Here is a 24652-nt window from a genome sequence, read left to right on the forward strand (position 1 = left end):
CCCCGCGGTACGGGGCAAATGGGGCTGCCGGTTGAACGGCAGTGTTACAAGGGTCGATCGGGGAGGGCCGATGGAGCGCAGGGCAAGAGGCTGGCCTGCAGTGCGGAGCGACACGCATGGCGTGCTCGTATTGGCCCTCATTGCTTCGTTCGCTATCCTCGCGTCCGTCACGCAAGGTCCCTCCGCTGCCAATGCCCAGTCCTCCGGCCCTCGCTACGAGGGTGTTGCTAGCTGTGCGGGTTCGACCTGCCACGGCCGATCGGAGGGCAATGGCGCAATCGTCCGGCAGGACGAAATCGCGACCTGGCAGGAACCCTCCTCCGCCAGCGGGGCGCATAGCCGCGCCTATTCGGTACTTGCGAGCCGGCGGGGGCGACAAATCGCCCAGACCCTGGGGATCGGCGCGGCGACCGCCGCTCCGGCATGCCTCGGATGCCATGCAACCTATGTTCCGCAATCGCGCCGCGGCGCGCGCTTCCACACCAGCGACGGCGTCGGCTGTGAGAGCTGTCATGGCCCTGCCCAGGGCTGGCTGCAGGTGCATTACGAGAAAGCGGCGAGCCACGCCTCCAACCTGCGCGCGGGGCTCGTCCCGCTCGAACGGCCGCAGGTCCGCGCCAAGATCTGCCTCGACTGCCATTACGGCAGCACCGGGACCGGCCAGTTCGTCACCCATTCGATGATGGCCGCCGGCCACCCGCGCATCTCGTTCGAGCTCGACCTGTTTTCTTCACTGCAGCAGCATCACGACGAGGACGCCGACTATATTCGCCGCAAACCGCGCACCGACAGCGTGCGGCTGTGGGCGGTGGGGCAGGCCGAAGCGGTGGCGCGCGCCACCGACCTGTTCGCGCGGCCCCAATTCGGCATGCGCGGCATGTTCCCCGAGTTCTATTTCTACGATTGCCACAGCTGCCATCGCCCGATCACCGACGGGCCGGCCCGGCGGCTGACCTTCGAGACCAATCCGGGGCGGCCCATCCCTTTCGCCAATCCGCCTTTCAACGACGAGAACATCATCATGCTTTCGGCGGTGAGCCGGGCGCTCGCGCCAAGCGCGAGCGCAGCGTTCAACGATGCGAGCCTGGCCTTCCACCGCGCCATGGGCCGCGACCGGGCCAGCGCGCAGCAAGCCGCCACCGTACTGCGCGATCGGGCGCGTGCGCTCTCGAACGTGCTCGCCGCGCGGACGTCCGGCGGCGGCGATGCGCATGAGGTGATCGCGGCGATCGCCTCGCGGGCGACCGCACCGCGGTTCACCGATTATGCCGGCTCGGTCCAGGCGGTGATGGCGGTCGATACGCTGCTCAATGCGCTGGTGCGCGAGGGGCGCGTGACGGTTGGCGCCGCGGCGGGAATCCGCACCGACATCAATCGCGCCTATGCCGCGGTGGCTGCGCCCGAAACCTATCGCCCGGCCGAATTCCGCGGCGCGCTGGCCAGCGCCACCTCGGCCATCGGGAGCCTTCGCTGATGCGGCGCGGCGCCCCCGCCTGCCTTGCAGCGGTGCTGGCGTTGGGGCTGGTGTCCTGTGGTGGGGGAGGATCCCCGGGTGGCGGTGGAACGCCTACACCCGCGGCCACTCCTGCGCCCACCCCGACGACCGGCGGGCGCCTCTTCGCCGATCCCCCGCAGCGCTCGCTCACCGTCGGCGATGTCCAATCGATCATCGCGCAGGCGGTGGGCGAGGCGCAGACACGCGGATTGCCAGCGACCATCGCCGTAGTCGACCGGGTCGGCAACGTCTTGGGCGTTTTTGCTATGACCGGCTCGCCCGCCAATACGCGGATCAGCCGCCGCACGATCGCAGGCCTCGCCGCCACGGGCAGCGAGGTGGGGCTGCAGGGCGTACAGGTGCCCACCGAGGCCGCAGCGATCGCCAAAGCGATCACCGGTGCCTATCTGTCGAGCAGCGGCAACGCGTTCTCCACCCGCACGGCAAGCCAGATCGTGCAGGAGCATTTCCCGCCCGCCGCCTCGACCGCCGGGCTCGAAAGCGGCCCGCTGTTCGGCGTGCAGTTCAGCCAGCTGCCCTGTTCGGACCTCTCGGCGCGGATGAGCGACGGGATGATCGGCCCGCAGCGTTCGCCGCTGGGCCTCGCCGCCGATCCGGGCGGTTTCCCGCTCTACAAGGACGGCGTGGTTGTCGGCGGGATCGGGGTCGCGGGAGACGGCACCTACGGCTTCGATCCCGACACGATCGACCGCGACCGCGACGACGAGGAATTCGCCGCGCTGGCCGGAACGCAGGGGTTTACACCTCCGCGCTCGATCGAGGCGGATCGTATCCCGGTCGACGGCACCAGCCTGCGCTACCGCGATGTCGAGGCGAGCGAACTGGGGTCATTGCAGGGCAGTTTCGGCGCGGTCAACGGACCCGCCGGTACGCTCGTCCCCGTCTTCGGCTATTCCACCGGCGCGATCCGCGCAGGGGTCGCCTATGGCACCAATACCTCGGGCATCCGCCGCAGCACGGCCAGCGAATTCGCCAATCGCGATGCCTATGTTCTGGTCGATGCGGGCGGGGTGCCCCGCTTCCCGATCCGCGCGGGGACCGATGCGGCCAGCGTCACGAACCCGCTGACTGCCGCCGAAGTGCGTGCAGTCCTCGAAGAGGCTTTCACCGTGCTCGGCCGTGCGCGCGCGCAGATCCGCCGCCCGCTCGACAGCCGGATGCAGGCGACGATCAGCCTGGTCGACACGCATGGCGCGGTGCTCGGCATAGTGCGCTCGCCCGACGGGCCGATCTTCGGCACCGATGTCTCGCTGCAGAAGGCGCGCACGGCGGCCTTCGTTTCGAATGCGGCGGCCGCATCTCAACTTCAGTCCGGCGGGGCGGCGATCGCACGTTATGTCCAGCGCACGCGCGATTTGCTCGGCGATCCCGATGCGCTGACCGGCCAATTCGCCTTTGCCGACCGGTCGGGCGGCAATCTGGCACGACCCTATTTCCCCGATGGCGAGGTCGGGCCGCTGGCAGGGCCGCTTTCGGTCGAGCGGCCGGGGCGGTTCAGTCCCTTCATGACCGGGCTGCAGACCGATCTCATCATCCCGAACCTCGTCCAGCATCTCGGCTTTGTGACCTCGGGCGGCGCCAATCCCGATACGCCGCGCGGCTGCACGCAGCTGCCCGACGCGCCGGGGGGCGGCAAGCGCCTAGCCAACGGCATGCAGATTTTCCCCGGCTCGGTCCCGATCTATCGCGGCGACGAACTGGTCGGCGGGATCGGCGTGTCGGGCGACGGGATCGACCAGGACGACATGGTCGGCTTCCTCGGCCTGCACAATGCCGGGCAGCGCGTCGGCGGGATCGGCAATGCGCGCGTCGATATCCGTGCCGACCGGATCGTGGTCGATCTGGACGGGCGAACCGTCCGGTTGCGCTACGTCAATTGTCCCTTCGCGCCGTTCCTCGACGATCCCGCGCAAAACGTGTGTGAGGGATTGTGATGACCTCGGTTGCATTTGCCCCGCTGGCCTTGTTTCTGACCGCTCAGGCGGAGCTGCCCCCGCAGCCCCCGGCCGACGACCCGGTCGTCAAGGCCGAGCCCGACGAACCGCCGCCGGTCGAGCGGGAGATCATCGAGGGCCGCCGTCGGCCCGACTATACCGAGCCGCTGCCCGACGAGGTGACCCAGAGCAACGAGGGTGCGGTGCGCGCGCCGCCGCCCGAGGCTTTCCCGGTCGACCAGGTGCCCGTGCCCGACCGCTGGCGGCTGATCGAGAGCCTCGGCCTTGTGCGCGAGCGTTGGTGGGACCCCTACAACCAGAATACCTACAAAGGCGACCGGCCGATCAATCCGGAGAAGGTCCCCTGGCTGCCGATCACCGGCGACGACTGGTTCTTCATCATCAACGGGGTGAGCGACACGGTGTTCGAGCCACGCACCTTCCCGATCCCCGTCGGGGTGCAGACGACCGAGCGCCCGGACAGCCTCGACGTCTTCGGCAAGGATGCGAGCTACGTCCTGTCGCAGACCTTCATCGTGGGCGCGGCCCTCCTCAAGGGCAGCACCGCCTACAAGCCCCCCGATGTCGAATACCGCGTCACGCTGGCGGCCAATCTCAACTATGTCGACGTGCCCGAGCGCCGCGTGCTGTTCGTCGAGCCGAGCAAGCCCTCGCACCGCTTCGACCATTTCGTCGGCGTGCAGGAAGCCTTTTTCGACTTCCACTTCCGCAATGTCTCCGACCGCTACGATTTCGACAGCGTGCGGGTCGGCATCCAGCCCTTCCAGGCCGATTTCCGCGGCTTCCTGTTCAACGACAACCAGCTGGGCCTGCGCTTCTTCGGCACGCGCGACAACAACCGCTTCCAGTACAATTTCGGCGGTTTCTGGCGGTTGGAAAAGGACACCAACAGCGGTCTCAACGCGGTGCTGCAGACGCCGCGCGACGATTTCGTGTTCTACGTCAACGCCTATCGGCAGGACTTCCTCATCCCCGCGCTGACCAGCCAGCTGACCTTCGTGTGGAACGCCAATCGCGAGGCCGACGATATCCAGATCGACGACAACGGCTTTCCCGTTCGGCCCGCGCTGCTCGGCTCGCTACGCGGGCGCGACTATGACGTGTTCTACATCGGCTACAATGCAGACGGGCGGATCGGGCGCATCAACCTCACGGGCAGCGCCTATTACGCCTTCGGCGAAGATCGCAATTCTTTCTTTACCGACCGCCCGGCTGACATCAGCGCTTGGTTCGCCGCGCTAGAGGCGAGCTACGACCGCAACTGGATGCGCTTTCGCATCTCGGGCGCCTATGCCAGCGGCGACAGCGATCCCTATGACGACACCGAAACCGGCTACGACGCGATCTTCGAAAACCCGGTCTTTGCGGGCGCCGATACGTCCTACTGGATCCGCCAGACCATTCCCTTTGCGGGCGGCGGGCGCGCGATCAGCGTCAATGGGCGCAACGGCATCCTCAATTCGCTGCGAAGTTCGAAGGAACAGGGACAGTCGAATTTCAACAATCCGGGCCTGATGCTGCTCGGCGTGGGCGCGGATTTCGATCTTACGCCCGAATTCCGCCTGTCGGCCAATGCCAATCATTTGTGGTTCGAGAACACCGCCACGCTGCAGGCGCTGCGCAACGAAGGTTCGATCCCGAAGGAAATCGGCTGGGACCTCTCGGCCGCCGCCATCTGGCGGCCCAAGGCGACGCAGAACATCGTCTTTCGCCTGTCGGCCGCCGCGTTGATTTCGGGTGACGGCTTCGACGACCTTTTCACCTCCCTCGGAAATCCGGGCGCCTATTACTCGGTGCTCGTCAATGCGATCCTGACCTACTGATGCGCGTGGCTTCCCGCCTCCTCGCCGTGATCGCGCTGATGCTGCTGGCCGGCGCCATGGGGCTGCGCGCAGCGGAGAAGGAGAAGCCGGTCAAGCGCGACTACAGCCTCGTTACCGCCGCACCCGCGCCGCGCATCCAGACCGAGGAGCAGATGGCGGCCAAGTCGGCTGGCTGTTTCTCCTGCCATGTCCGCACCGACCAGCCGACGATGCACGAGACTCCCGCCGTCCGGCTCGGCTGTGTCGACTGTCATGGCGGCAATCCCAATGTGATGGGCAATGCCGAGTTGGCACATGACGATCCGGCCTATGTCGCCGCGCGCGATACCGCACATGTGTTGCCGACCTATCCCGAAAGCTGGCACTGGCCGTCCTCCGCAAACCCCAAGCGCAGCTATACGCTGCTCAATCGCGAGGACCCGGTCTTCGTCCGCTTCGTGAATCCCAGCGACTACCGCGTCGCGCGCGAGGCTTGCGGCGCCTGCCATATCGAGACGATCGAGGCGGCCGAGCGCTCGATCATGGCGACCGGCGCGATGCTGTGGGGCGGGGCGGCCTACAACAACGGTATCCTGCCCTTCAAACGCTACATTCTGGGCGAGGCCTATACGCGCGACGGCAAGCCCGCGAAGATCGAGAGCCCCGGTGTGCCCGCAGGTACGGTGACCGAGAACCAACGGGCACGCGGCGCGCTCGCGGTGCTCTACCCCATGCCCAGCTGGCACGTGATTCCGCCGGGCGACGTGTTTCGTGTGTTCGAACGGGGCGGGCGCAACATCGCCAGCCAGTTTCCCGAGGTCGGCATTCCCAATCCGACCGGCCTGATCCAGCGGCTGGAGGAACCGGGGCGACCCGACCTGAAACAATCGAACCGCGGTCCCGGCACCGGCCTGCGCGTCGCGATCCCCGTTCTCAATATCCACAAGACGCGCCTCAACGATCCCTTCACCTGGTTCATGGGGACCAACGACCAGCCGGGCGATTATCGCCATTCGGGCTGCGCGAGCTGCCATGTGGTCTATGCCAACGACCGAGAGCCGCGCCATTCGCTGATCTATGCGCAATATGGCCGCGACGGGCAGAGTGCGACGATCGATCCGACCATCGCCTCGCTCTACGAGGGCGGGCGCGGCGATCACCAATCGGGCGGCCACGGAGCAGTGAAGGAGCCGGGTCACTCGGACGACGAACCGGTGAAGCAGAAAGGGCACCCGATCCGGCATAGCTTCACCCGATCCACCCCGACCGCGCAATGCATGAATTGCCACATGCACCAGCCGAACATCTTCCTGAATTCCTACCTCGGCTACACCATGTGGGATTACGAGAGCGATGCGCCGCACATGTGGCCGAAGGAGCAGAAGTATCTCACTGCAGACGAGGTGCGCGCGGTGCTCGATCGTAACCCCGAAGGCGCGGCGCCCAAGGGCAAGTGGGCCGATCTCGATTTCCTGCGCAACGTCTACGATCTCAATCCAGAGCTGAAGGACACGCAGTTCGCCGATTATCACGGCCATGGCTGGAATTTCCGCGCGATCCTCAAGCGCGACCGCGAAGGCAATCTGCTCGACAAGGAGGGCCAGATCGTCCTGCCCGACGACCCGGAAAAATGGCGGCGCGAGGGCGAAGGCAAGTTCGTCGAGGTCGGAGTGAATCCGGGCAAGACCGTCCACATGATGGACATCCATGCCGAGAAGGGGCTGCAATGCGCCGACTGCCATTTCGCGCAGGACAGCCACGGCAACGGGCTGATCTATGCAGAGGTCGCCAATGCGGTGGAGATCGGCTGTAAGGACTGCCACGGCACACCAGACGCCTATCCCACGCTGCTGACCAGCGGTCCGGCGGCACCGCCCAGGGGCACCGACCTGTCGCTGCTCCGCAATCCCGACGGCAAGCGCCGTTTCGAATGGACCTATGGCGAGCACGGGCGGCGGGTGCTGGTCCAGCGTTCGATCGTCGACCCGCGCCTCGAGTGGGAAATCAGTCTCGTGCGCGATAGCGTTGATCCCGCGGCAGCTGATTTCAACGCCAAGTCTGCGCGGGCCAAGTTGATGAGCAAGCAGGGCGCCGAAACCGGCCTGTTCGAATTCGGCACAGGCATCGCACCAGACGATCGCGCGCATGGCACTGAGGAGATGGCGTGCTTCACCTGCCACCTTTCTTGGACGACCAGTTGCGGCGGATGCCATTTGCCTATCGAGGCGAACTGGAAGAGCAAGTCGCACCATTATGGCGGCGAGGAAACGCGCAATTTCGCGACCTACAATCCGCAGGTGGCGCGCGACCAGATGTTCCAGCTTGGCCGCCACCAGACGACCAAGGGCAATCAGGTCGCCCCGATCCGCTCGACCAGCGCGCTGGTGCTATCCTCGACCAACATCAACCGCGAGCGCATCTATGTGCAGCAGCCGCCGGTCGCCTCCTCGGGCTACTCCTCGCAGGCCTTCGCCCCGCATTTCCCGCATACCGTCCGCCTTACCGAGACCAAGACCTGTACGGATTGCCACCTGTCGGTGGACGACGACAACAATGCGATCATGAGCCAGCTGCTGCTGCTCGGGACCAATTTCGTCAATTTCGTCGGCCTCAACGCATGGGTCGGGCTCGATACCGGTTTCGAGGCGGTGCGCGTCACCGAGTGGGACGAACCGCAGGCGGTGCTGGGCAGTTACCTGCACCGCTATGCCTACCCCGACTACTGGCGCATGCATGTCGAGGACAATGACCGCGAGCTGAAGGACTGGACCCGCGGCAAGACTTTCGACGGGGATCTCGGCGGCGAAACCAAGGCGTTCGAACAATTCGCCAATATCCACGAAAGCACACGCGATGCGGTCACGTGCCTGCAACTGCGCGGCGAATACATGTTCGTCGTCGAAGGCAGGGGCGGCTTCCGCGTCTACGACGTCGCCTCGATCGCCAACAAAGGCGTGTCCGAGCGCATCCTCACCGCGCCCTTCAGCGCGATGGGGCACGACACGCATGTAAAAACCAGGAACGCGACCTGCATGGCGCTGGCGACCAACCAGCCGGTCCGGCCCGACCGCAACAAGGCCATGGCGGCAACGCCGGTCGAGGATGCCGATGGCAATCCGGTGATGAACCCCGACGGCACACCGATGACGCTTCTCCAGGTCAACCAGGAACAGGCGATGAAGCCGATCTACGATTATGCGGTGATTACCGACGCCATCGAAGGGCTGGTGCTGGTCAATATCGAGACCATGGCCGATGGCGAATTCCGCAACAACAAATTGAAGCGCACCCGTTTCGCCGATGGTGCCAAGGCGTGGAATCCCGATGGCGTGCTGAACGGGGCACGCCATATCACGCTGGCCGGCGATATCGCTTACATCACGGCGGCCGCAGGACTCGTGACCGTCGATCTGGCCGATCCTGCTAGCCCGCAAGTGATGGCGGTTCGTGCGCTAACCGATGCGCGCGCCTCGACCATCCAGTTCCGCTATCTCTGGGTCACCGATGCAGAGGGGGTGAAGCTGTTCGACGTCACCGACATGCGCAACCCTGTCGCCATGCCGGAAGCGACGGTGCCGCTAGCCGATGCGCGGCGGATCTATGTCGCGCGCACCTATGCCTATGTCGCGGCCAAGCGCGACGGGTTGGTGATCCTCGACGTAACCCGACCGCTGTCGCCGACGATCTACCAGCGCGTGACGCTCGACGGGCAGCTCAACGATGCCGAGGACGTGATCGTCGGTTCGACCAATGCCACGCTGTTCGCCTATGTCGCCGACGGGCGGAACGGGTTGAAGGTGCTCCAGCTGACCACGCCCGACAGCCAGCCCAATTTCTACGGTTTCAGCCCCGCGCCCAAGCCCGAACTGATCGCCTGGGCTAGGACCAAGGGCGTAGCGCTCTCGCTCAGCAAGGGGCTCGATCGCGACCGGGGGGTGGACGAGACCGGCGGGCAGATGGCGGTGTTCGGTCGGCTGGGCTCGCGCCCGTTCAACCGCGAGGAGATGGAGAAGCTCTTTCTCACCCGCGCGGGCGTGCCGTGGAAGGTAACGGACGAGCCTGACATGCGGGCCTGGGTTGGCGGCAGCGGCCCATGGCTCGATCGAAGCCGCTCTGCCCTTGCCGATTAGCGGCGTTCGGCCTTCATTTCGCGCACCATCGGTTTCAGATGCTCGCCATAGTGCGCAAGCACATCCCACTCGCCGCAGCTTTCGTAATGCGTGACGAGGTCCCCGCCGTCCCAGTAGTGCAACGCATAGCTGGCCGGCTCGGTGGTAATCAAAGCGCGATTGTCGGCGCGGTTCTCGTCGATCTTGCGCAGGTCGAGTGCGACCAGCGGAGCGATCGAGGGCGTGATGCCGAGGGGGATGTCGCGGAATCGCGCCGTGACCCGGCGATGCAGATGCCCGCAGTGGATCGCGCGAATCGTGTCCTGGTGCCCTTCGACCGCTTCGGCGAAGCGGAGGATCCATGGCTCGTCCGGGGCCGGGTCCATCCAGTCGATTCCGCTGACGATCGGCGGATGGTGCATGAAGATGACGCAGGGCGTATCGCTGCCCCGGCCGAGCTCGGCGCGAAGCCAGTCGCGTCGCCGCTCGCAGAAGGCGCCGCCATGGCGGCCCGCCTCGAACGTATCGAGGCAGATGATCCTGAGGCCGTCGCTCTCGACGACATATTGCAGGAATTCGCCGTCGCACGGCGTGTCGGGAAAGGCCTGCAGCATTTCCTCGCGGGCATCGTGATTGCCCACCAGCGGCAGCAGCGGACAGGGCATGTCGGACAGGATCTGCGCGATCTTGTCGAAGCTTTCGCTATCGCCATGGTCGGTCAGATCGCCCGATAACACGATGTAATCGAGCTTGTGCGGAGCCTTCTTCAGCCGTTCGAGCACGGCGCGAAAGCGTGTGCGGTTGAGCTCCTCCGGGCGAGCATCGGGATCGAAGCCGATATGGATATCGGTCAGCTGGGCGATCAGCAAAACGGCTCCCTCCCTCGTGTCGCGCCGGTCTTCATTCGCTCCCCATCCCGCTTCGCGCAAGCCCCGCCACCCGCGCTGGCGCCACGCTTTGCGGTCCTTCCTCGCGCCGGCGGAAGCTTGGCGGGTGATAGCTGTGACACATGGCGCAGGTGGAGGGAACATCCGCCTCGCGCGCCGCGGCGCCCTGATGGCACTCGCGACAGGTGGTGAGCGTCGGCAACAGCAGGTCCCGCGCACTGTCGGACGTATCGGCGGCGTGACAGCTGGTGCAGTCTTCCTGCGCATGCGGCGCGTGGTCGAAGCGGGCGTTGAGGAAGTAATGGTTGCGCTGGAAAACCGGCATCACCGAAGCTTCGCCTCCGGCGCCGGTAGGGATATGGCATTCGCCGCAGACCCCTCCCTCCGAAAGCGCGCGGACAATTCCGATGTAGTTCTGCGTCGGTCGCCCAAAGTCCTGAAAATAGCGCCCGCCGCGCTTGAATTCGCCAGGTCGCCTCAGGCCGCGGGTGATCGGCGAGCGCGGAGCCCGGTCCATGGCGATGAGGTCGGCACGCATCTGTGCCACGTCGCCATGGCGGAGCGTGCGATAGGTGGTACCGACCTTGTCGTAGACGAGGCTGTGGCAGCTCTCGCAGTCGCTCTCCATGGCCACTGGAAGGAAGCCGTTGCGGTCGTCGGTCGGGCGATGACAGTCGGCACAGACCAGTTTCTCGCCGTAGTCGGGCAGATTGCCCGCCATGCGTGCGACGCCATTGGTTGACGACAGGTGCATCGCGTGCGGAAAGCGCAGGCCGTGGTCCTCGCGCGCCTCTCCATCGAGCGTCACCCGCGTGAGGTCTTCGCTGCCGAGCTCGACATGGACGAGCGCCTGCAACTGCGGGTGATCGGTGCCGAAGTCGTGCGCATTGCCCAGCGCGGTGTCGGCCAACCTCGCGTCCATGGATTCGTGGCAACTCGAACAGAATTGCTGCGCGGCGGGCTCCATCCGGCCCGCGCCTTCGTGCTCGGTATGGCAGGTGGTGCAGGCCTCGGGCCCCTCCTTGCCGAAGACATCCGCGACTTGCCACAGCAGCGCATCGCCCGTGCTCATCGGCCCGCGTGCGGCAGCCAGCCGGTTCTGTGCGGCATGGTCGCCGATGTCCTGGTGGCACGCGAGGCAGGTATCGTCGCGAACCGAAACGAAGGGTGCGACGTGGCAAGCCTCGCAATTGTTCTCGAGCGCGTGGTGGGCGAGGCTCAACCTGCCCGTGCTCCAGCTCGCATCCCACGCCACCTGGTCGATGCCGTCGGCGCCGGGCTGCTTGTCGGTGCGGGCCAGGTTGGTCCAGATCGGCACCGCCACGAAGGCGATAAGGATCGCTAGCACGCTGATCCATGCCGCGGCGCGTTTGCTCGGCATGGCGCTGGCGAGGTCGAAGCGGCGTACCGCATCGCGATTGCCGAACTCGCGCTCTTCCTGCGTCACGGTCACCAGCGTGCGTCCATCGGGCTCGCGTGCGAAAGCCAGCGTGGACAGGCCGAGCGTCAATCGCCCTCCCTTGGCGGGATCGAACCGCACGCTCGTCGTCTTGCGGCCGTCGAAAGTGAAGTCGCGGGTCGATCCGGCTTCGAGCGCGATGCGGCCCCGCTCGTCCACCTCGGCAGACACGTGGTGCTGTTCGACGGCGAGGTCGGCGATGACCACGTCGTTGGTAGTCGCGCGGCCGATGGTCAGCGTGGAGCCTTCAACTTCCCGATCGCGCACGATCTCGCGACCGGTTGCGGTGTGGTCGACGGTGCGGATGAGGAATGTCATGCGCCGCACCTCACCAATAGTAGAACACGCTGACGACATGCGCGATGAGTGCGGCGAGCAGCGCGATGGTCAGCGGCACATGAAAGTAGAGCCAGATTTCGAGCAGCGCCTTGGTCCGCATCTGGCGGCGGATCTGGTCGATCTGCCCGGCGCGCTTCCCGAGCAAGGAGCGAACCCTCTGCTGGGCGAGATCGCTGGCATCGTCGTCATAGGCTCTGCTCGTCGAGATATGGTCGAGCGCGCTGCGCGTGGCATCGTGCCGGTCCGGCCCGCGGAATCGTGCGACTACTCCGGTTCCGAGAACATCCTGTTCGAGCGCGGCGACGACCATGTCGGTATCCTCGCGCGACAGCGGCTGCGCGGCGGATTTAAGCTGCTTGTCGATCGCCGCAAGGCTCTCGATCATCTGTTCGCGCGTCATCTCGCGCCGATTTTCCGAAAGTCTCTGCGGCAGCGCGGCGTAGACCGCGATGCCGTAGACGCCCGAAATGATCACGAGCATCATCAGCACCCATGCGAGCGTGTGGACGTTCCACCCGAGCTGGAAGCCGGTATGCATGGTGCCGATCACGGTGAGCGACAGGCCGAGATAGACATGCGCGCTGGTCCACCCCTTGAGGCTCCAGCTGCCCGGCGTCGGTCGCCGCTTGCGAATGCCGAGCCAGCTCAGCCACACGATCAGGCCGGCGCCAAGCGTGCCGAGCGCGTATCCGTACCAGCTGCCGCCATTGTGGCGCGGTTCGACATCGATCAGCAGGTAGGTCACGATCACGAAGAGCGCGATGAAGACGGCCATCTTCGCCCAGAAGAACGCGCGGTGCGCAAGAAAGCTCTGGTGATCGGCGGCGTGCCGCTCCTCGATTTCGGCCAGCGTCTCGCCGTCGTCGCGGGAAGACAGCGACGCCATCACTCGACCTCCTCTTCGAGCCGCGCAACCGTAAGGAAACGCTCGGGACTGACGCGGATCGCCGCGCCCGTGGGACATGCGCGCACGCAGGCCGGTCCGCCCTCGATCCCGCTGCACATGTCGCATTTGATAGCCAGCTTGGCGGTCTCGCCTTCCTCCGTTGCCTTGCGCTTGCGCCAGGCGAAGCTGGCTTCGCCCGGACCGGGGCCGGCGCCGAACATCAACCAGCTCAGCAGGCCCGGTTTTTCGGGCGGCTTTGCATCCATGCGGATGACCCCATAAGGGCAGTTGCGCTGGCAATTGCCGCAGCCGATGCAGGTCTCGTCGATCACCACTTCTCCATCGGGACCGCGGTGGATCGCATTGGGCGGGCAGTCGGCCATGCAATGCGGATGCTCGCAGTGGCGGCAGGAAGTAGGCACGTGGAGATGCGCGTAGGTGCGGCCTGCTTCGCGATCGAGGCGGCTGAGGCCGTCATGGCTGTCGGCACACGCCTTCTCGCAATTGTCGCAACCGACGCACAGTTTCTCGTCGATCAGCAGAACGTCGGTGGCCTCTCCGAGGCCGTTGTCGACGAGGAATTGCGCGGTCCTGGAATACATGTCCACCGCACCGCCGAAGCTCGTCCTGCGGCTCTCGACGAAATCGTTGATCTCGCGTCGGGCCGCCATCTCTTCCAAGGCGCGTTCGCGGATCTCGGGCTTGGCATCCAGTAGCGCATTGAATGCCTCGCCCGAAAAGCGGATCACCTCGCTCTTGATCGCGGCGCGCACGCTGGCTGTGCGTTTCGACCCGTCGATCACCGCCATCTCGCCGAAATAGGACCCGGCGGGCAGATAGGACAGGAATACGGGCTTCCCGCCCAGCTTCTTCTCGACCACCATCGAGCCCACTCGAACGATATAGATGTCCTGATCGTCCGCCCCTTCTTCGACGACCACCTCGCCTGCGGGAACCGAAACCACTTCGGCCGCGTCGACCAGTTCGGCGATATCGGCGGGGGTGAGGCCGGCTCCGAAGATCTGCAGGACCTGCCGCTCGATCGAGATGCGATTGACCGCTCGATTGGCGGAAGGCGCGGTGGCGAGCAGCTTGAGCGCGGCGAGGCGCGAAAACTCGATTACGACGGTCGGTTCGGCCGCACAAATGGTCGAACCGCGCTTGCGGCCCGAGATCAAACCGACCTCGCCGAAGATCGACCCGGTTTCGATGGGTACCGTGACCGTGCTGTCGTTCGGGTCGACCTCGACCAGCACCGAGCCTTCGGCGATGGCGAACATGGACGAGCCGGGCTCGTTGCGTGTGAAGATGACCTCGCCGGGATCAAAGGCGTGGACCGCGCTGTCGAGGATCAGTTCGCGCATCTGGAGCGGGGAGAGTTCCTGCAGGATGACCACTTGCGTACGGAAGATCTCGAGCCATTCATCGACCGTGCGGCGACCGGGAAGCGCGGCGAACTTCTCTGCAAGAATGGGTTCGTCGGCCGGTTTCAACTCGGTATTTCCGTCGAGAAACTCGATGACGTCATACCCCTGGTTCATGCAATGCTTGATCAGCGGATAGCCCGCCAGCGCCCCGATCACATGCATTCCCGGCTGTGTGGTTTCGAAGCTTGGAGTGAGCTTGGGAAAGGCCGTGCGGTCATCGCTCGCAAACTCGACGCCGCATTCCTCGACGAACGTCCGCGGCGGCTGCGATCCGGTGCGCGCGATAATCCGATCGCAGCGGATGGTTTCCTGCCCGTCGCGCGTTTCGAGCACGATCTCTCCCTCGCGGATTTCGATCGGGCTGGTCTCACGGCGTACCGAAATCCGCCCATCCGCTTCCGCCTCTTCGAGCAGCTTGACATTCGCCCCCTTCGCGCGGGCAAATTCGGCGCGGCGGTTGAGGATGGTGACGACATTGCCCTGCGCTTCGTCTTCCGCGAGACCGAGCGCATTCTCGATCCCCGCATCGCCCGATCCGATCACGGTGATATGCTCGTCGATATACTCCCCCGGATCGTCGAGCTGATACTGCACATGCGGCAGGTCTCCGCCGGGCAGCTTGAGCAAATTGGGGTTGCCTTGTGTGCCGATGGCCAGCACCACCGCCTCTGCCTCGATGGTCGATCCGTCCGCGAGCGTAAGGACGAAAGCACCGGCTTGACCGCCGATCCCGGTCACTTCCGCATTGGTCCTGACCGACACTTCGCCTTCCGCAACCTGCCTTTCCCATGTTGCGAGGATCGCTTCGCGCTGGCCCGCCTCGAAATCGAGATCGCTGCGCAGCACCAGATTGCCGGGCGTCGCCATCACGTGCTTGCCCTTCTGGTACTTGTAGATGGTATCGGAGAGATGGTCGGTTTTCTCGAGCAGCATGTGGCTCATGCCGCGCTTGGCCGCATGCGCAGCCGCGCTCAGTCCGGCAGGACCGGAGCCGACGATGGCAACGCGAACTTTCTCGGCCAAACCGCAATCCCCCCGCGAGGCTTGCGAACCCTGTTGTCGTTGTTCCACCGTATCATAAGCGAAAGTGGAGCGCTGGCAATTGCCGGACCCGCCGGGGCAGGATAGCCCTCCGCCAGAGGAGGAGCGATGAGCGAGGAACGATCGGGCAGCCGGACGAAAACCGGCGTGTTGCTGCTTGGGCTGGCGCTGGCCGCCGTGCTGGGCGCGGTGGGCTACCGGTCGCTCGACCGGCAAGACGGTGCTGCCCCGCCGACTGCCGGGGCCGATCCGCTCGCCACGCTTGAGGCGCGGGTGGAGGACGATCCGCGCGATGCCGCGACGTGGCAGGAACTGGGCTATGCGCGCTTCGATCGCGGCGATTTCGGCGCCGCGGCCACCGCCTATCGCAGGGCGATCGAGATCGATCCGGACGAGGCGGTCTTGTGGTCGGCGCTGGGCGAGGCACTGGTGATGGACAGCGAGCGCGATCCGCTGCCGGCCAACGCGCGGGCCGCCTTTCGCCATGCGGTCAGTCTCGATCCCGCCGACCCTCGGGCACGCTATTTCCTCGCGGTCGAACGCGACCTCGATGGCGATCACGAAGGGGCCATCGCCGCCTGGCTGGACCTGCTCGAAGACACGCCGCGTGGCGCGCCGTGGGAGGCCGATCTCGTACGCACGATCGAGCAGGTCGGGCGGATCAATTCAATCGATGTCGCAGAGCGGATCGCGCGTGCGCAAGCGGCGCGCGGGGCGCAGGTCGCCTTTGCCGGCGGTGGCGCGGCGACGGCCGCTATTCCCGGCCCCAGCGCGGCGCAGATCGCTGCGGCCTCGGCGATGCCGCCGGGTGAGCAGCGGCAAATGGCCGAGGGCATGGTCGCCCGGCTCGAGGCGAAACTTGCGGCCGATCCCGCGAACGTCGATGGCTGGATCATGCTGATGCGCTCGCGCATGACGCTCGGTCAGCCAGACCGCGCGCGGCGGGCGCTGGCCGATGCGACCAGGGCCAATCCCGCCGCAGCCGTGCAGCTGCGCGAGGCCGCCGAAGCTCTCGGAATCCGTTAGCCCTTCGGCGGCAGCTCGCTCTTGGGTTTCACGGTGATGGAGATCTGCGACAGCGAAATGATCGCGACCCAGAAGCCGATCACCGACAGGGCCGAAGCGCCGAGCACGGTGAAAGCTGCGCCTTTCAACCCGTTCCAGCCCATCGCCACGTCCAGCAGGGCGAGGCCGAGCACCGTCGGAATGGCGCGGATCAGAAAGGCGGTGCCCGCCCGGCCCGCACTGACCAGCAGCGATTCCAGACTGGCGCCCACCAGTTCGATCGCCCCGGCGATGGCGAGAATGACCATGGCCCAGAACACGCGGAACTCGGGCCCTGCGATCAACTCCAATGCGGTGCGGCCGAAGAATAGCGTGACGAGCACCGCCAGCACGCCCGCGATCAGCGCGATATTGGCCATCCGGCGCGCCATGTCGTGCGCGGTGTCCCTGGCATGGACCAGCTCCGGATAGATCGCCTTCGAAACGGTCTGGGCGAGGCTCACGAGCGCCTGGCCGAGCTGGCTGGCGACGCGGAAGCCGCCCGCGGCGGTCTCGCCTCCGATCGCGCCGACCAGCAGGATCAGCACCTGCTTGGCCCCGACATTGAGGCTGCCGGTCATGTTCGTCGACCAGACGAAGCTCCATGCCCCCGGATGTGCGCGTGGAATATGCCGCAGGCTGAGGCGCGACAGATCGATCCGCTCAAGCCGCCCGGCCGCTATCCACATCGCTGCCGCCACCGCGACCTCCGCCGCGGCCCAGGCAAGGACGAAACCGGTCACCGTCGGCATGGCGACGGCGGCGATGCCAGCGCCGGTGGCACGGACGATCGGTTGGACGGCCTCGGCGGCGGTGGCGCGGGCATAGGCGAAGCGCAGCCGCAGCAAGCCGGTGGGAGTAGTGCGGATCGCCAGCAGCGAAATCACGCAATAGCCGAAGGCGACCGGCAGCAGCTCGTCGGGCAGGGGCAGCCATAGCGGGGCGCTCCAGACGAGGCCTGCCGCAAGGACCAGCCCCAGTGCGACCGAAAGCAGATCGAGCGCGATCGCGAATCCGGTCGCGTCGGCGGGACCGTCCTCGCCCGCTCCCCAGCGCACGACGAACTGCCAGGTCTGGAAATTGGCCAGGCCGGTGACGGTCTGCCCCAGCGCGAGGATGATCGCGAAATAGCCGAAATGGTCGAGACCGAGCGTGCGCGTCGCCAGCGCCAGGTAGACGATGCTCAGGACGGCATTGAGGCCGCGCCCCGTCAGGAGCCAGCCGATATTGCGGAGCAGGCGGTGCATCGTCCCGGCGTCGGTATCAGGCGGTTGCGAGCCGCTTCGTCAGCAGCTTTTCGGTCGCCTCGAAGGTGCGCTGGTTGTCGACGTCGATGGCGCAATAGCCGTGGTCCATCTCGATCGGCACGAGCGAGAATCCGAAGCGCCGCGATACTTGTTCGAACAGTTTCTCCTTCGTGCCCCAGCCGAGGAAGAAGCGGATCAGGTTGACCACGCCGAAAGCCTTCGCGATCCGGCTTGGATACTTCACGAACTGCCCGCCGTTGCGCATGATCTCGGCGGTCGACAGTGCCTTGGCGCTGCCGATCCAGTAGGTGTTGCAATTCGAGTAGCCGCCGTCGGAAAACTCGTAGAATTTCTTCTGCCCCACCGGATCGGCGGCGATTACGTCCTCCTTGCGCGCGAGGGCGGCGGCCGCGCCGGCCCCGCTGGCGATGGCCTTGTCGGCGAACTCGGTAAAATCCTCGGGCAGCCACAGGCAGTTGTCGGCCGTGGTAATCAGGATCGGATAGCTTGCATCTTCCGCCCCGGCGAAGACGCTGTCGACGAGATTGAACGCACCCGGCTTGAATACCAGCCGGCCTTCCTCGACCAGCTTCGCGATCGAGGGAATCGCGGCGATCTCGTCGGGCTCGTGTGCGACCACGCGAATTTTGCCAATACGCGGGCTCGCGGCAACGTTCATCACTACGCGTTCGATCATCGGCATTCCGCCGACCGGAACCACGCATTTCTGGGCCACGCCGGCCCGTTCGGCGAGCGGATCGAGCACGCCCGAACGCTTGCCTGCCATGATGAGCGCGGTGACCTTCCCATTGTTCTCGCTAGTCATGCGCGCGCAGATAGGCGCGAATGGCGCGGTTGTCACTCTCCGCCCGCTCAGGCACGGGAGCGGGCATGCGGATCATCTTTTCACGCAAGGGGTTCGACAGTGCTGCGGGCGGCGGACCGTCGCCGATCGTCGATGGACGTCCGGTGAGCCTGCCGATCCCGGCAGGGGCCGCCTCGCGCACCACCTATGGCGATCTGGGGCTGGGCGAACATGCGGCGAAGGCCAGCCGCGGAAGGCTGAGTGACCGTGACCTGTGTCACCACGACCCGATGTTTCTGGACGACGGGACCTGCCTGTTCGGCCAGTGCGGCGCGGCGCAGACGCATCTTGCCAATCAGGGGGTCGGCGTGGGCGATGTGTTCCTGTTCTTCGGCCTGTTCCGTGAAGAGGGCAGCAAGCCGCATCACCGCATCTTCGGCTATCTCGAAGCCTCGGAGGTCATCGCGCTGAGAGACGGTGTGCCAGATCATGTCATCGAGCGCGGTCATCCCCATGCGCTGGCCCTGCACGCCACGAATGACGTGATCTATGCGGGACCGGGTGAGCAGGCCCGCCACGCCAGCGATGGCTTGCGGTTGACCGTGGCAGGCGGGCCGCCATCGCTGTGGAACCGGCCCGAATGGCTGAAATCGGGCGGGTTGAGCTATCACGATCGCGAGGACCGCTGGCTGCGTGGCCGCCGTCTGAAAAGCGTCGCGCGCGGACAGGAATTCGTCGCCGATATCGGCAGACGCAGGGCCCCGCGCGAATGGCTCGCGCGGGTGCTGGCGGAGATCAGAGAGTCTTGATGATTGCCGAGAAATCGAGCCCTGCGTTTTCTTCGGCGAACTGCTCGTACAGGTCCTTCGCGTGGCGACCGAGCGGCGTGGACGCATCGGCGGTTTCGGCCGCTTCCATCGCCAGCTTCAGATCCTTGAGCATCAGCCCGGTGGCGAAGCCGCCCTGGTAGTCCTTGTCCGCCGGGCTTTCTACGCCGACGCCGGGCATGGGCGTATAGGCGTTCAAGGACCAGCAATAGCCCGAGGACTGGCTCGATATCTCGTAGAACTTCTGCGGGTCGAGGCCGAGTTTCTCGGCCATCTTCATCGCTTCGGCAGTGCCGATCATGCTGATGGCGAGCAGCATGTTGTTGCAGATCTTGGCGGTCTGGCCCGCACCTGCATCGCCCGCATGGATCACCGCCTTGCCCATCGCCTGCAACACCTCCTCGGCGCGCTTGAACGCCTTCTCGGTTCCGCCGACCATGAAGGTGAGGGTGCCGCCATTTGCCGCCGCGATCCCGCCCGACACGGGCGCATCGACCATGTCGTAGCCGGCGGCTTCGGCCTTCCCGGCCACCTCCTTCGCGGTGGCGACGTCGATGGTCGAGCAATCGAGCAGCACCGCGCCTGCGGGTGCCTTGCCGATGACGCTGCCTTCGTAGACCGACTTCACGATCGCGCCATTGGGCAGCATCGTTACCACGCCATCGACGCCCTGTACGGCTTCGGACGCATCGGTGAAGGTTTCGCAGCCATTGTCTTTGGCCGTTGCGAGCGCCTCTTCGGACAGGTCGAAGGCGTTGACCGCGTGCCCTGCCTTCACGAGGTTCGCGGCCATCCCGCCGCCCATATTACCGAGGCCGATAAAGGCGATTTTCATGTGTTCTCTCCGTCAACCGACTTCGTTGTAAAGGATGATCGCGCCAAGCAAGGAGGCGAAAACTCCGCCCGTTCCGTAGAGCCATCTTTCCATTGCATTGGACATGGCCCAAATGCGCGATGAACTAGTTTCTCGTAAGCTGCACACTGCTAGCCCAAATGTAGTCAGACCACCGAAGAGCAGAACAGAACCTCCGACTACCGCCCCTTCCACTTGCCCTCGCGCTTCTCGACGAAGGCGGCCATGCCTTCGGCCTTGTCCTCGCTAGCGGCGAGGATCTGGAAGATGCGGCGTTCGATCACCAAGCCCTGGTCGAGGTTGGTCTCGAAAGCGGCGTTGACCATTTCCTTGTTCGCGATCGCGGCCATGGGCGGCATCGCGGCGATTTGCGCTGCGGTCTTCATCGCTTCGTCGAGAAGCTGCTCATGCGGGACGACGCGCGCGACCAGATTGCTGCGCTCGGCTTCCTCGGCGTCCATCATTCGGCCCGTCAGGCACATTTCCATCGCCTTCGACTTGCCGACAGCCTTGGTCAGCCGCTGCGAGCCGCCCATGCCGGGGGCAACGCCGAGCTTGATTTCGGGCTGGCCGAACTTGGCGTTCTCGCTGGCGATGATGAAGTCCGCCATCATCGCTAGTTCGCACCCGCCGCCGAGCGCGAAGCCGTTGACCGCCGCGATCCACGGCTTGCGGGTCTTCTTGACGATCTCGCTGGTCCAGGGCGCGAAGAAATCCTCGAGATAGAAGTCGGCGGCTTCCTTCTCGCTCATTTCCTTGATGTCGGCGCCCGCGGCGAAGGCCTTGTCGCCCGAACCGGTGAGCACCGCGCACAGCTGGCTGCTGTCGGCCTGATAGGCGGCGAAGGCCTCGATCAGCTCCTCGAGCACCCTGGAGTTCAGGGCATTGAGCGCCTTGGGGCGGTTGAGCGTGATCAGCGTGACCGCGTCGCGCTGTTCGACGGTGATGGTTTCGTAAGTCACTTTATTCTCCGTCATCCCGGCGAAAGCCGGGATCTCTCTCAGTTAAGTCCGAGCAGGCGGACAGCGATCCCAGCTTTCGCTGGGATGACGACAATCACAAAGGCTTCCACTCCTCGCCCTCGGGCAGGGGCGCGAAGATGCTGTCGAGCAGCTCCTCGCTCACGCCTTCGGGCGTCGGCGGATCCCATTCGGGGTCGTTGGTCTTGTCGACGATCACCGCGCGGACACCCTCGGCGAAATCCGGGCGGGTCAGCACGCGGCTGGCGATGCGGTATTCCATGCGCATGTTGTCGGCGAAATCATCGAGCTTTGCGCTTGTCGCAAGCTGGCGCAGCGCGACCTTGCAGGTCTGCGGGCTCTTGGTGCGCAGCGTGGCCAGTTCCTTGGCCGCCCATTCTATGTCGTCCATCTCGAGGCTGGCGAGGATGTCCTCGTAGCGGTCGGAGGCGAAGTGCTTCTTGATGCGTTCGGCATTGCCCGCGATCCGCGCCTCGGGCGGCGTGACCGACAGATCGGAGAGGATCCCGCCGATGCGCTCGGGATGCTCGATGATGCGGGCCTTGGCCTCGGCCAGCTTCTCGCTCGGCAGATAATGTGTCGCGATGCCCGCCCACAGGCATTCCGCCCCGTCGAGCCGCGCGCCGGTCAGCGCTAGGAACTGGCCGAGCCGCCCGCCGAGCCGCGATAGGTGCCAGCCACCGCCGACGTCGGGAAACAGGCCGATCCCGGTTTCGGGCATGGCGAAACGCGTGTTCTCGGTCGCGACGCGGTATTTGCATGGCAGCGCGATGCCCACGCCGCCGCCCATGGTGATGCCGTCCATGAAGGCCACGATCGGCTTGTCATATTCGAACATCTGGTGGTTGAGCTGGTACTCGTCGTGGAAGAACTTGCGCCCGCTTTCGCCGCCATCATTGAGCGCTGAGTGGCGCAGCAGGTTGATGTCGCCCCCGGCGCAGAAGCCGCGCCCTTCCGCATGGTCGAGGACCACCGCCTCGATTGCGTCATCATTAGCCCATTTGCTCAAGGCCGCGCTCATCGCGTGACACATGTCGAGCGTCAGCGCATGCAGCGCCTTGGGCCGATTGAGCGAGATATGGCCCACCCCGTCATGCGTGTGGATGTTCACCTGGTCGGTCATGCAGCTTTCCTGTGTTCTATCAGATCCCAGCGATTGCCCCAGGGATCGTTGAAGACCGCGACCGTGCCATAGGGTTCTTCGCGCGGCCCGTCGGTGAAGTCGACGCCCCATGCCGTCATCCGGGCATGGTCGGCGGCAAAATCGTCGGTATCGAGAAACCACCCGACGCGCCCGCCGGTCTGATTGCCGATCGCCGCGCGCTGTTCCTCGTTTACCGCCCGCGCCAGCAGCAGCCTGCCGCCGTGCGACCCGACCATGACCACCCAGCGCTTGCCGCCGTCCAGCTCGGTGTCCTCTTCCACGGCGAAACCCAATCCGTCGCGGAAAAAGGCAATCGCTTCGTCGTAGTCGGGCACCACGAGCGCAGTCATGGCAAGGCCGATCACTGCCGCAGCATCTCCCGGCCCACGATCATGCGCATGACCTGGTTGGTGCCCTCGAGGATCGAATGCACCCGCAGGTCGCGCCAGAAGCGTTCGATCGGGTATTCCTTGAGGTAGCCATAGCCGCCGAACAGCTGCAGCGCGTTGTTGACGACATTGCTGCCACTGTCGGTCGAGAGGCGCTTGGCCATGGCCGAAAACTTGCTCTTGTCGGGCGCGTTGTCGGTGACCTTGGCCGCGGCGAGATAAAGCAGCGCGCGCGCCGCCTCGAGTTCGGTCGCCATGTCGGCGAGCATGAACTGCGTGTTCTGGAAATCGGCGATCGGCTGGCCGAATTGCTGGCGCTCCTTGGTGTAATTTACCGCCTCGTCGAGACAGCGCTGCGCGCCGCCCAGCGAACACGCACCGATGTTGAGCCGCCCGCCGTCGAGGCCCATCATCGCATAGCGGAAGCCATCGCCTTCGGGGCCGACGCGGTTGGCCACGGGCACACGCGCGTCCTCGAAGATCAGCTGAGCGGTGGGCGAGGCATTCCAGCCGAGCTTCTTTTCCGGCTTGCCGAAGGAGACGCCCGGCGTGTCCTTGTCGATCACCAGGCAGGTGATGCCCTTGGTCTTGTGCTCACCGGTGCGAACCATGGTGACGTAGACGTCGTTGAAGCCGCTGCCGGAGATAAACTGCTTGGTACCGTTCAGCACATAATGGTCGCCATCGAGCTTGGCGCTGGTCTTGAGGCCCGCCGCGTCCGAGCCGCTCCCCGGTTCGGTCAATGCATAGCTCGCGACCTTCTCCATCGTGACGAGATCGGGCAGGTAGCGTGCCTTGACTTCCTCGCCGCCGAAGCGGTCGATCATCCATGCGGCCATGTTGTGGATCGAGATGAACGAGCTGGTCGCCGCGCAGCCATAGGCCATAGCTTCCATGATCAGCGCCGCTTCGAGCCGGCCGAGGCCGATGCCGCCCGATTCCTCGCTGACGTAGATTGCCCCGAAGCCGAGCTCGGCGCTCTGCTTGATCACGTCGATGGGGAAGTGCGATTTCTCGTCCCATTCGCCCGCGAAGGGGGTGATGTTGTCGGCGGTGAAGCGCTGCGCCATTTCCTGGATCTGCAGCTGCTCATCGGTGAGCTGGAATTGTCCTGCATTCGTAGTCATGGCGCGTCCCCTAGCGCTGCAGGTGACGCTAGGGAAGGGCATGCGGACGAAGCAAGCCGGATGTACGGGAGAAATCACCCCCTGCATGTAACGTGATCGTGTCGGTCGGCGAATTGCGGCAGGGTCCACACCCCGAAAGGAGCCGATGGATGGATGCGCCGATGCGAATCGTTCTGGTCTACAATGCCGATGGCGGCGCGCTGAACAGAATCGGCGATGCGCTGCACAAGCTGTTCGCTCCCAAGACCTATCCGTGCTCGCTGTGCATGCTGTCCTACGGCCCGCTGACAATGCGCGCCAAATGGCGCACATACCTCAAAGACCTGCCGCAGGAGGTGTCCGAACTGCATCGCGACGAGTTCCACGAACTCTACGATCTACCGCACATCCCGCTGCCGGCTATCCTGAGTGCGGGCGCGGACGGGCGGCTTGAGGTGCTGCTCTCCAAACCGCAGCTCGACGCTCTGCGCAATGTCGATGAACTGATCGCGGCAATGGAGGCTGCCCTGGCCGCGCGTTGATCGGCCGAAGGTCAGGCGCCGACGACCGCCTCTGCCTCGATCTCGACCTTCCATTCCTCGCGGCAAAGCCACGCCACCCCGGCCATGGTCGCCGCAGGGCGTGTATCGCCGAAAAAGCGCGCGTGGACGGCTCCGACCGCATCCTGGTCTGCGGGATCGGTCAGCAGCATCCGGGTACGCACGACATCGCTCGCGCTGCCGCCCAGATCCTCGATCGCGCGCAGGATCAGGATCAGGCAACGCTCGGCCTGCTTGGCGGCATCGCCCTTGGTTGACGAACCGTCGTCTTCTACT

At 65.4% G+C, this 24652-nt stretch carries 19 protein-coding genes; 7 read left to right on the top strand and 12 right to left on the bottom strand.

Annotated elements, in window-relative coordinates; all coding sequences use genetic code 11:
• The first annotated feature begins 70 nt into the window (after positions 1 to 70).
• Genes ASS64_RS09865 through ASS64_RS09880 form a run of 4 tightly spaced genes read left to right on the top strand, consistent with a single transcriptional unit; the run spans position 71 to position 9403 of the window.
• Positions 71 to 1474 carry a multiheme c-type cytochrome gene (locus ASS64_RS09865; RefSeq protein ID WP_067693538.1) on the top strand — a complete coding sequence of 468 codons (1404 nt, stop codon included), beginning with the start codon at positions 71 to 73 and terminating at the stop codon, positions 1472 to 1474.
• On the top strand, positions 1474 to 3450 hold the full coding sequence (locus ASS64_RS09870) for a heme-binding protein (RefSeq protein ID WP_067693541.1): 1977 nt from the start codon (positions 1474 to 1476) through the stop codon (positions 3448 to 3450). Before ASS64_RS09865 ends, ASS64_RS09870 begins: the two co-directional genes overlap by 1 nt.
• Complete coding sequence (locus ASS64_RS09875) at positions 3450 to 5294, top strand: hypothetical protein (RefSeq protein ID WP_234002375.1); 1845 nt, start codon at positions 3450 to 3452, stop codon at positions 5292 to 5294. The genes ASS64_RS09870 and ASS64_RS09875 overlap by 1 nt, the downstream gene beginning before the upstream one ends.
• The gene (locus ASS64_RS09880; RefSeq protein WP_157075149.1) at positions 5294 to 9403 is read left to right on the top strand and encodes a multiheme c-type cytochrome; all 4110 of its coding nucleotides are present in this window, start codon (positions 5294 to 5296) and stop codon (positions 9401 to 9403) included. Before ASS64_RS09875 ends, ASS64_RS09880 begins: the two co-directional genes overlap by 1 nt.
• On the opposite strand, the gene ASS64_RS09885 is transcribed toward ASS64_RS09880, so the two are convergent.
• Genes ASS64_RS09885 through ASS64_RS09900 form a run of 4 tightly spaced genes read right to left on the bottom strand, consistent with a single transcriptional unit; the run spans position 9400 to position 15403 of the window.
• The gene (locus ASS64_RS09885; protein WP_067693627.1) at positions 9400 to 10251 is read right to left on the bottom strand and encodes a metallophosphoesterase; all 852 of its coding nucleotides are present in this window, start codon (positions 10249 to 10251) and stop codon (positions 9400 to 9402) included. The two genes, ASS64_RS09880 and ASS64_RS09885, sit on opposite strands and share 4 nt — an antisense overlap.
• 31 nt (positions 10252 to 10282) lie before the next feature.
• The gene (locus ASS64_RS09890; protein ID WP_067693548.1) at positions 10283 to 12046 is read right to left on the bottom strand and encodes a cytochrome c3 family protein; all 1764 of its coding nucleotides are present in this window, start codon (positions 12044 to 12046) and stop codon (positions 10283 to 10285) included.
• A gap of 10 nt (positions 12047 to 12056) precedes the next feature.
• Positions 12057 to 12953 (bottom strand): hypothetical protein, encoded by an 897-nt coding sequence (locus tag ASS64_RS09895; RefSeq protein ID WP_198147691.1) that lies wholly within the window; start codon positions 12951 to 12953, stop codon positions 12057 to 12059.
• Complete coding sequence (locus tag ASS64_RS09900) at positions 12953 to 15403, bottom strand: NAD(P)-binding domain-containing protein (protein ID WP_083508289.1); 2451 nt, start codon at positions 15401 to 15403, stop codon at positions 12953 to 12955. The genes ASS64_RS09895 and ASS64_RS09900 overlap by 1 nt, the downstream gene beginning before the upstream one ends.
• Positions 15404 to 15529: 126 nt before the next feature.
• On the opposite strand from ASS64_RS09900, the gene ASS64_RS09905 reads away from it, so the two are divergent.
• Positions 15530 to 16447 carry a tetratricopeptide repeat protein gene (locus ASS64_RS09905; RefSeq protein WP_067693551.1) on the top strand — a complete coding sequence of 306 codons (918 nt, stop codon included), beginning with the start codon at positions 15530 to 15532 and terminating at the stop codon, positions 16445 to 16447.
• Here ASS64_RS09905 and ASS64_RS09910 read toward each other — a convergent pair.
• Together ASS64_RS09910 and ASS64_RS09915 are read right to left on the bottom strand one after the other, a co-directional pair.
• Positions 16444 to 17712, bottom strand: coding sequence for a lipopolysaccharide biosynthesis protein (locus ASS64_RS09910; protein ID WP_067693554.1), 1269 nt, complete (start codon positions 17710 to 17712; stop codon positions 16444 to 16446). The genes ASS64_RS09905 and ASS64_RS09910 overlap by 4 nt on opposite strands.
• Positions 17713 to 17728: 16 nt before the next feature.
• Entirely contained in the window at positions 17729 to 18538 is an 810-nt protein-coding gene (locus ASS64_RS09915) for an NTP transferase domain-containing protein (protein ID WP_067693557.1), read from the bottom strand.
• 65 nt (positions 18539 to 18603) lie between these two features.
• Here ASS64_RS09915 and ASS64_RS09920 point away from each other — a divergent pair, with 65 nt between their 5' ends.
• Positions 18604 to 19326, top strand: a complete 723-nt coding sequence (locus ASS64_RS09920; protein ID WP_067693560.1) for a hypothetical protein — start codon at positions 18604 to 18606, stop codon at positions 19324 to 19326.
• Here the strand turns inward: ASS64_RS09920 and mmsB are convergent.
• The 5 genes from mmsB to ASS64_RS09945 all read right to left on the bottom strand — a co-directional run bounded on the left by mmsB (position 19313) and on the right by ASS64_RS09945 (position 23837).
• Positions 19313 to 20179, bottom strand: a complete 867-nt coding sequence (mmsB, locus tag ASS64_RS09925; protein WP_067693563.1) for a 3-hydroxyisobutyrate dehydrogenase — start codon at positions 20177 to 20179, stop codon at positions 19313 to 19315. The two genes, ASS64_RS09920 and mmsB, sit on opposite strands and share 14 nt — an antisense overlap.
• A gap of 197 nt (positions 20180 to 20376) precedes the next feature.
• Positions 20377 to 21159, bottom strand: a complete 783-nt coding sequence (locus ASS64_RS09930; RefSeq protein ID WP_067693635.1) for an enoyl-CoA hydratase-related protein — start codon at positions 21157 to 21159, stop codon at positions 20377 to 20379.
• 94 nt (positions 21160 to 21253) lie between these two features.
• Complete coding sequence (locus ASS64_RS09935; protein ID WP_067693566.1) at positions 21254 to 22300, bottom strand: enoyl-CoA hydratase/isomerase family protein; 1047 nt, start codon at positions 22298 to 22300, stop codon at positions 21254 to 21256.
• A complete protein-coding gene (locus tag ASS64_RS09940; protein ID WP_067693637.1) occupies positions 22297 to 22671 on the bottom strand; it encodes a VOC family protein in 375 nt (124 codons plus the stop codon). The genes ASS64_RS09935 and ASS64_RS09940 overlap by 4 nt, the downstream gene beginning before the upstream one ends.
• A gap of 11 nt (positions 22672 to 22682) precedes the next feature.
• Positions 22683 to 23837: an acyl-CoA dehydrogenase family protein gene (locus tag ASS64_RS09945; RefSeq protein WP_067693569.1), complete on the bottom strand. Its 1155-nt coding sequence runs from the start codon at positions 23835 to 23837 to the stop codon at positions 22683 to 22685.
• A gap of 149 nt (positions 23838 to 23986) precedes the next feature.
• Here ASS64_RS09945 and ASS64_RS09950 point away from each other — a divergent pair, with 149 nt between their 5' ends.
• The gene (locus tag ASS64_RS09950) at positions 23987 to 24358 is read left to right on the top strand and encodes a hypothetical protein (protein WP_083508290.1); all 372 of its coding nucleotides are present in this window, start codon (positions 23987 to 23989) and stop codon (positions 24356 to 24358) included.
• An 11-nt stretch (positions 24359 to 24369) separates the two neighbouring features.
• Here the strand turns inward: ASS64_RS09950 and ASS64_RS09955 are convergent.
• Positions 24370 to 24652: Rid family hydrolase (locus ASS64_RS09955; RefSeq protein WP_067693572.1), on the bottom strand; the 283-nt coding region annotated here is incomplete at its 5' end.

Origin of the sequence: Erythrobacter sp. AP23 (assembly GCF_001542855.1) — a bacterium.
Classification (GTDB): Bacteria; Pseudomonadota; Alphaproteobacteria; order Sphingomonadales; family Sphingomonadaceae; genus Qipengyuania.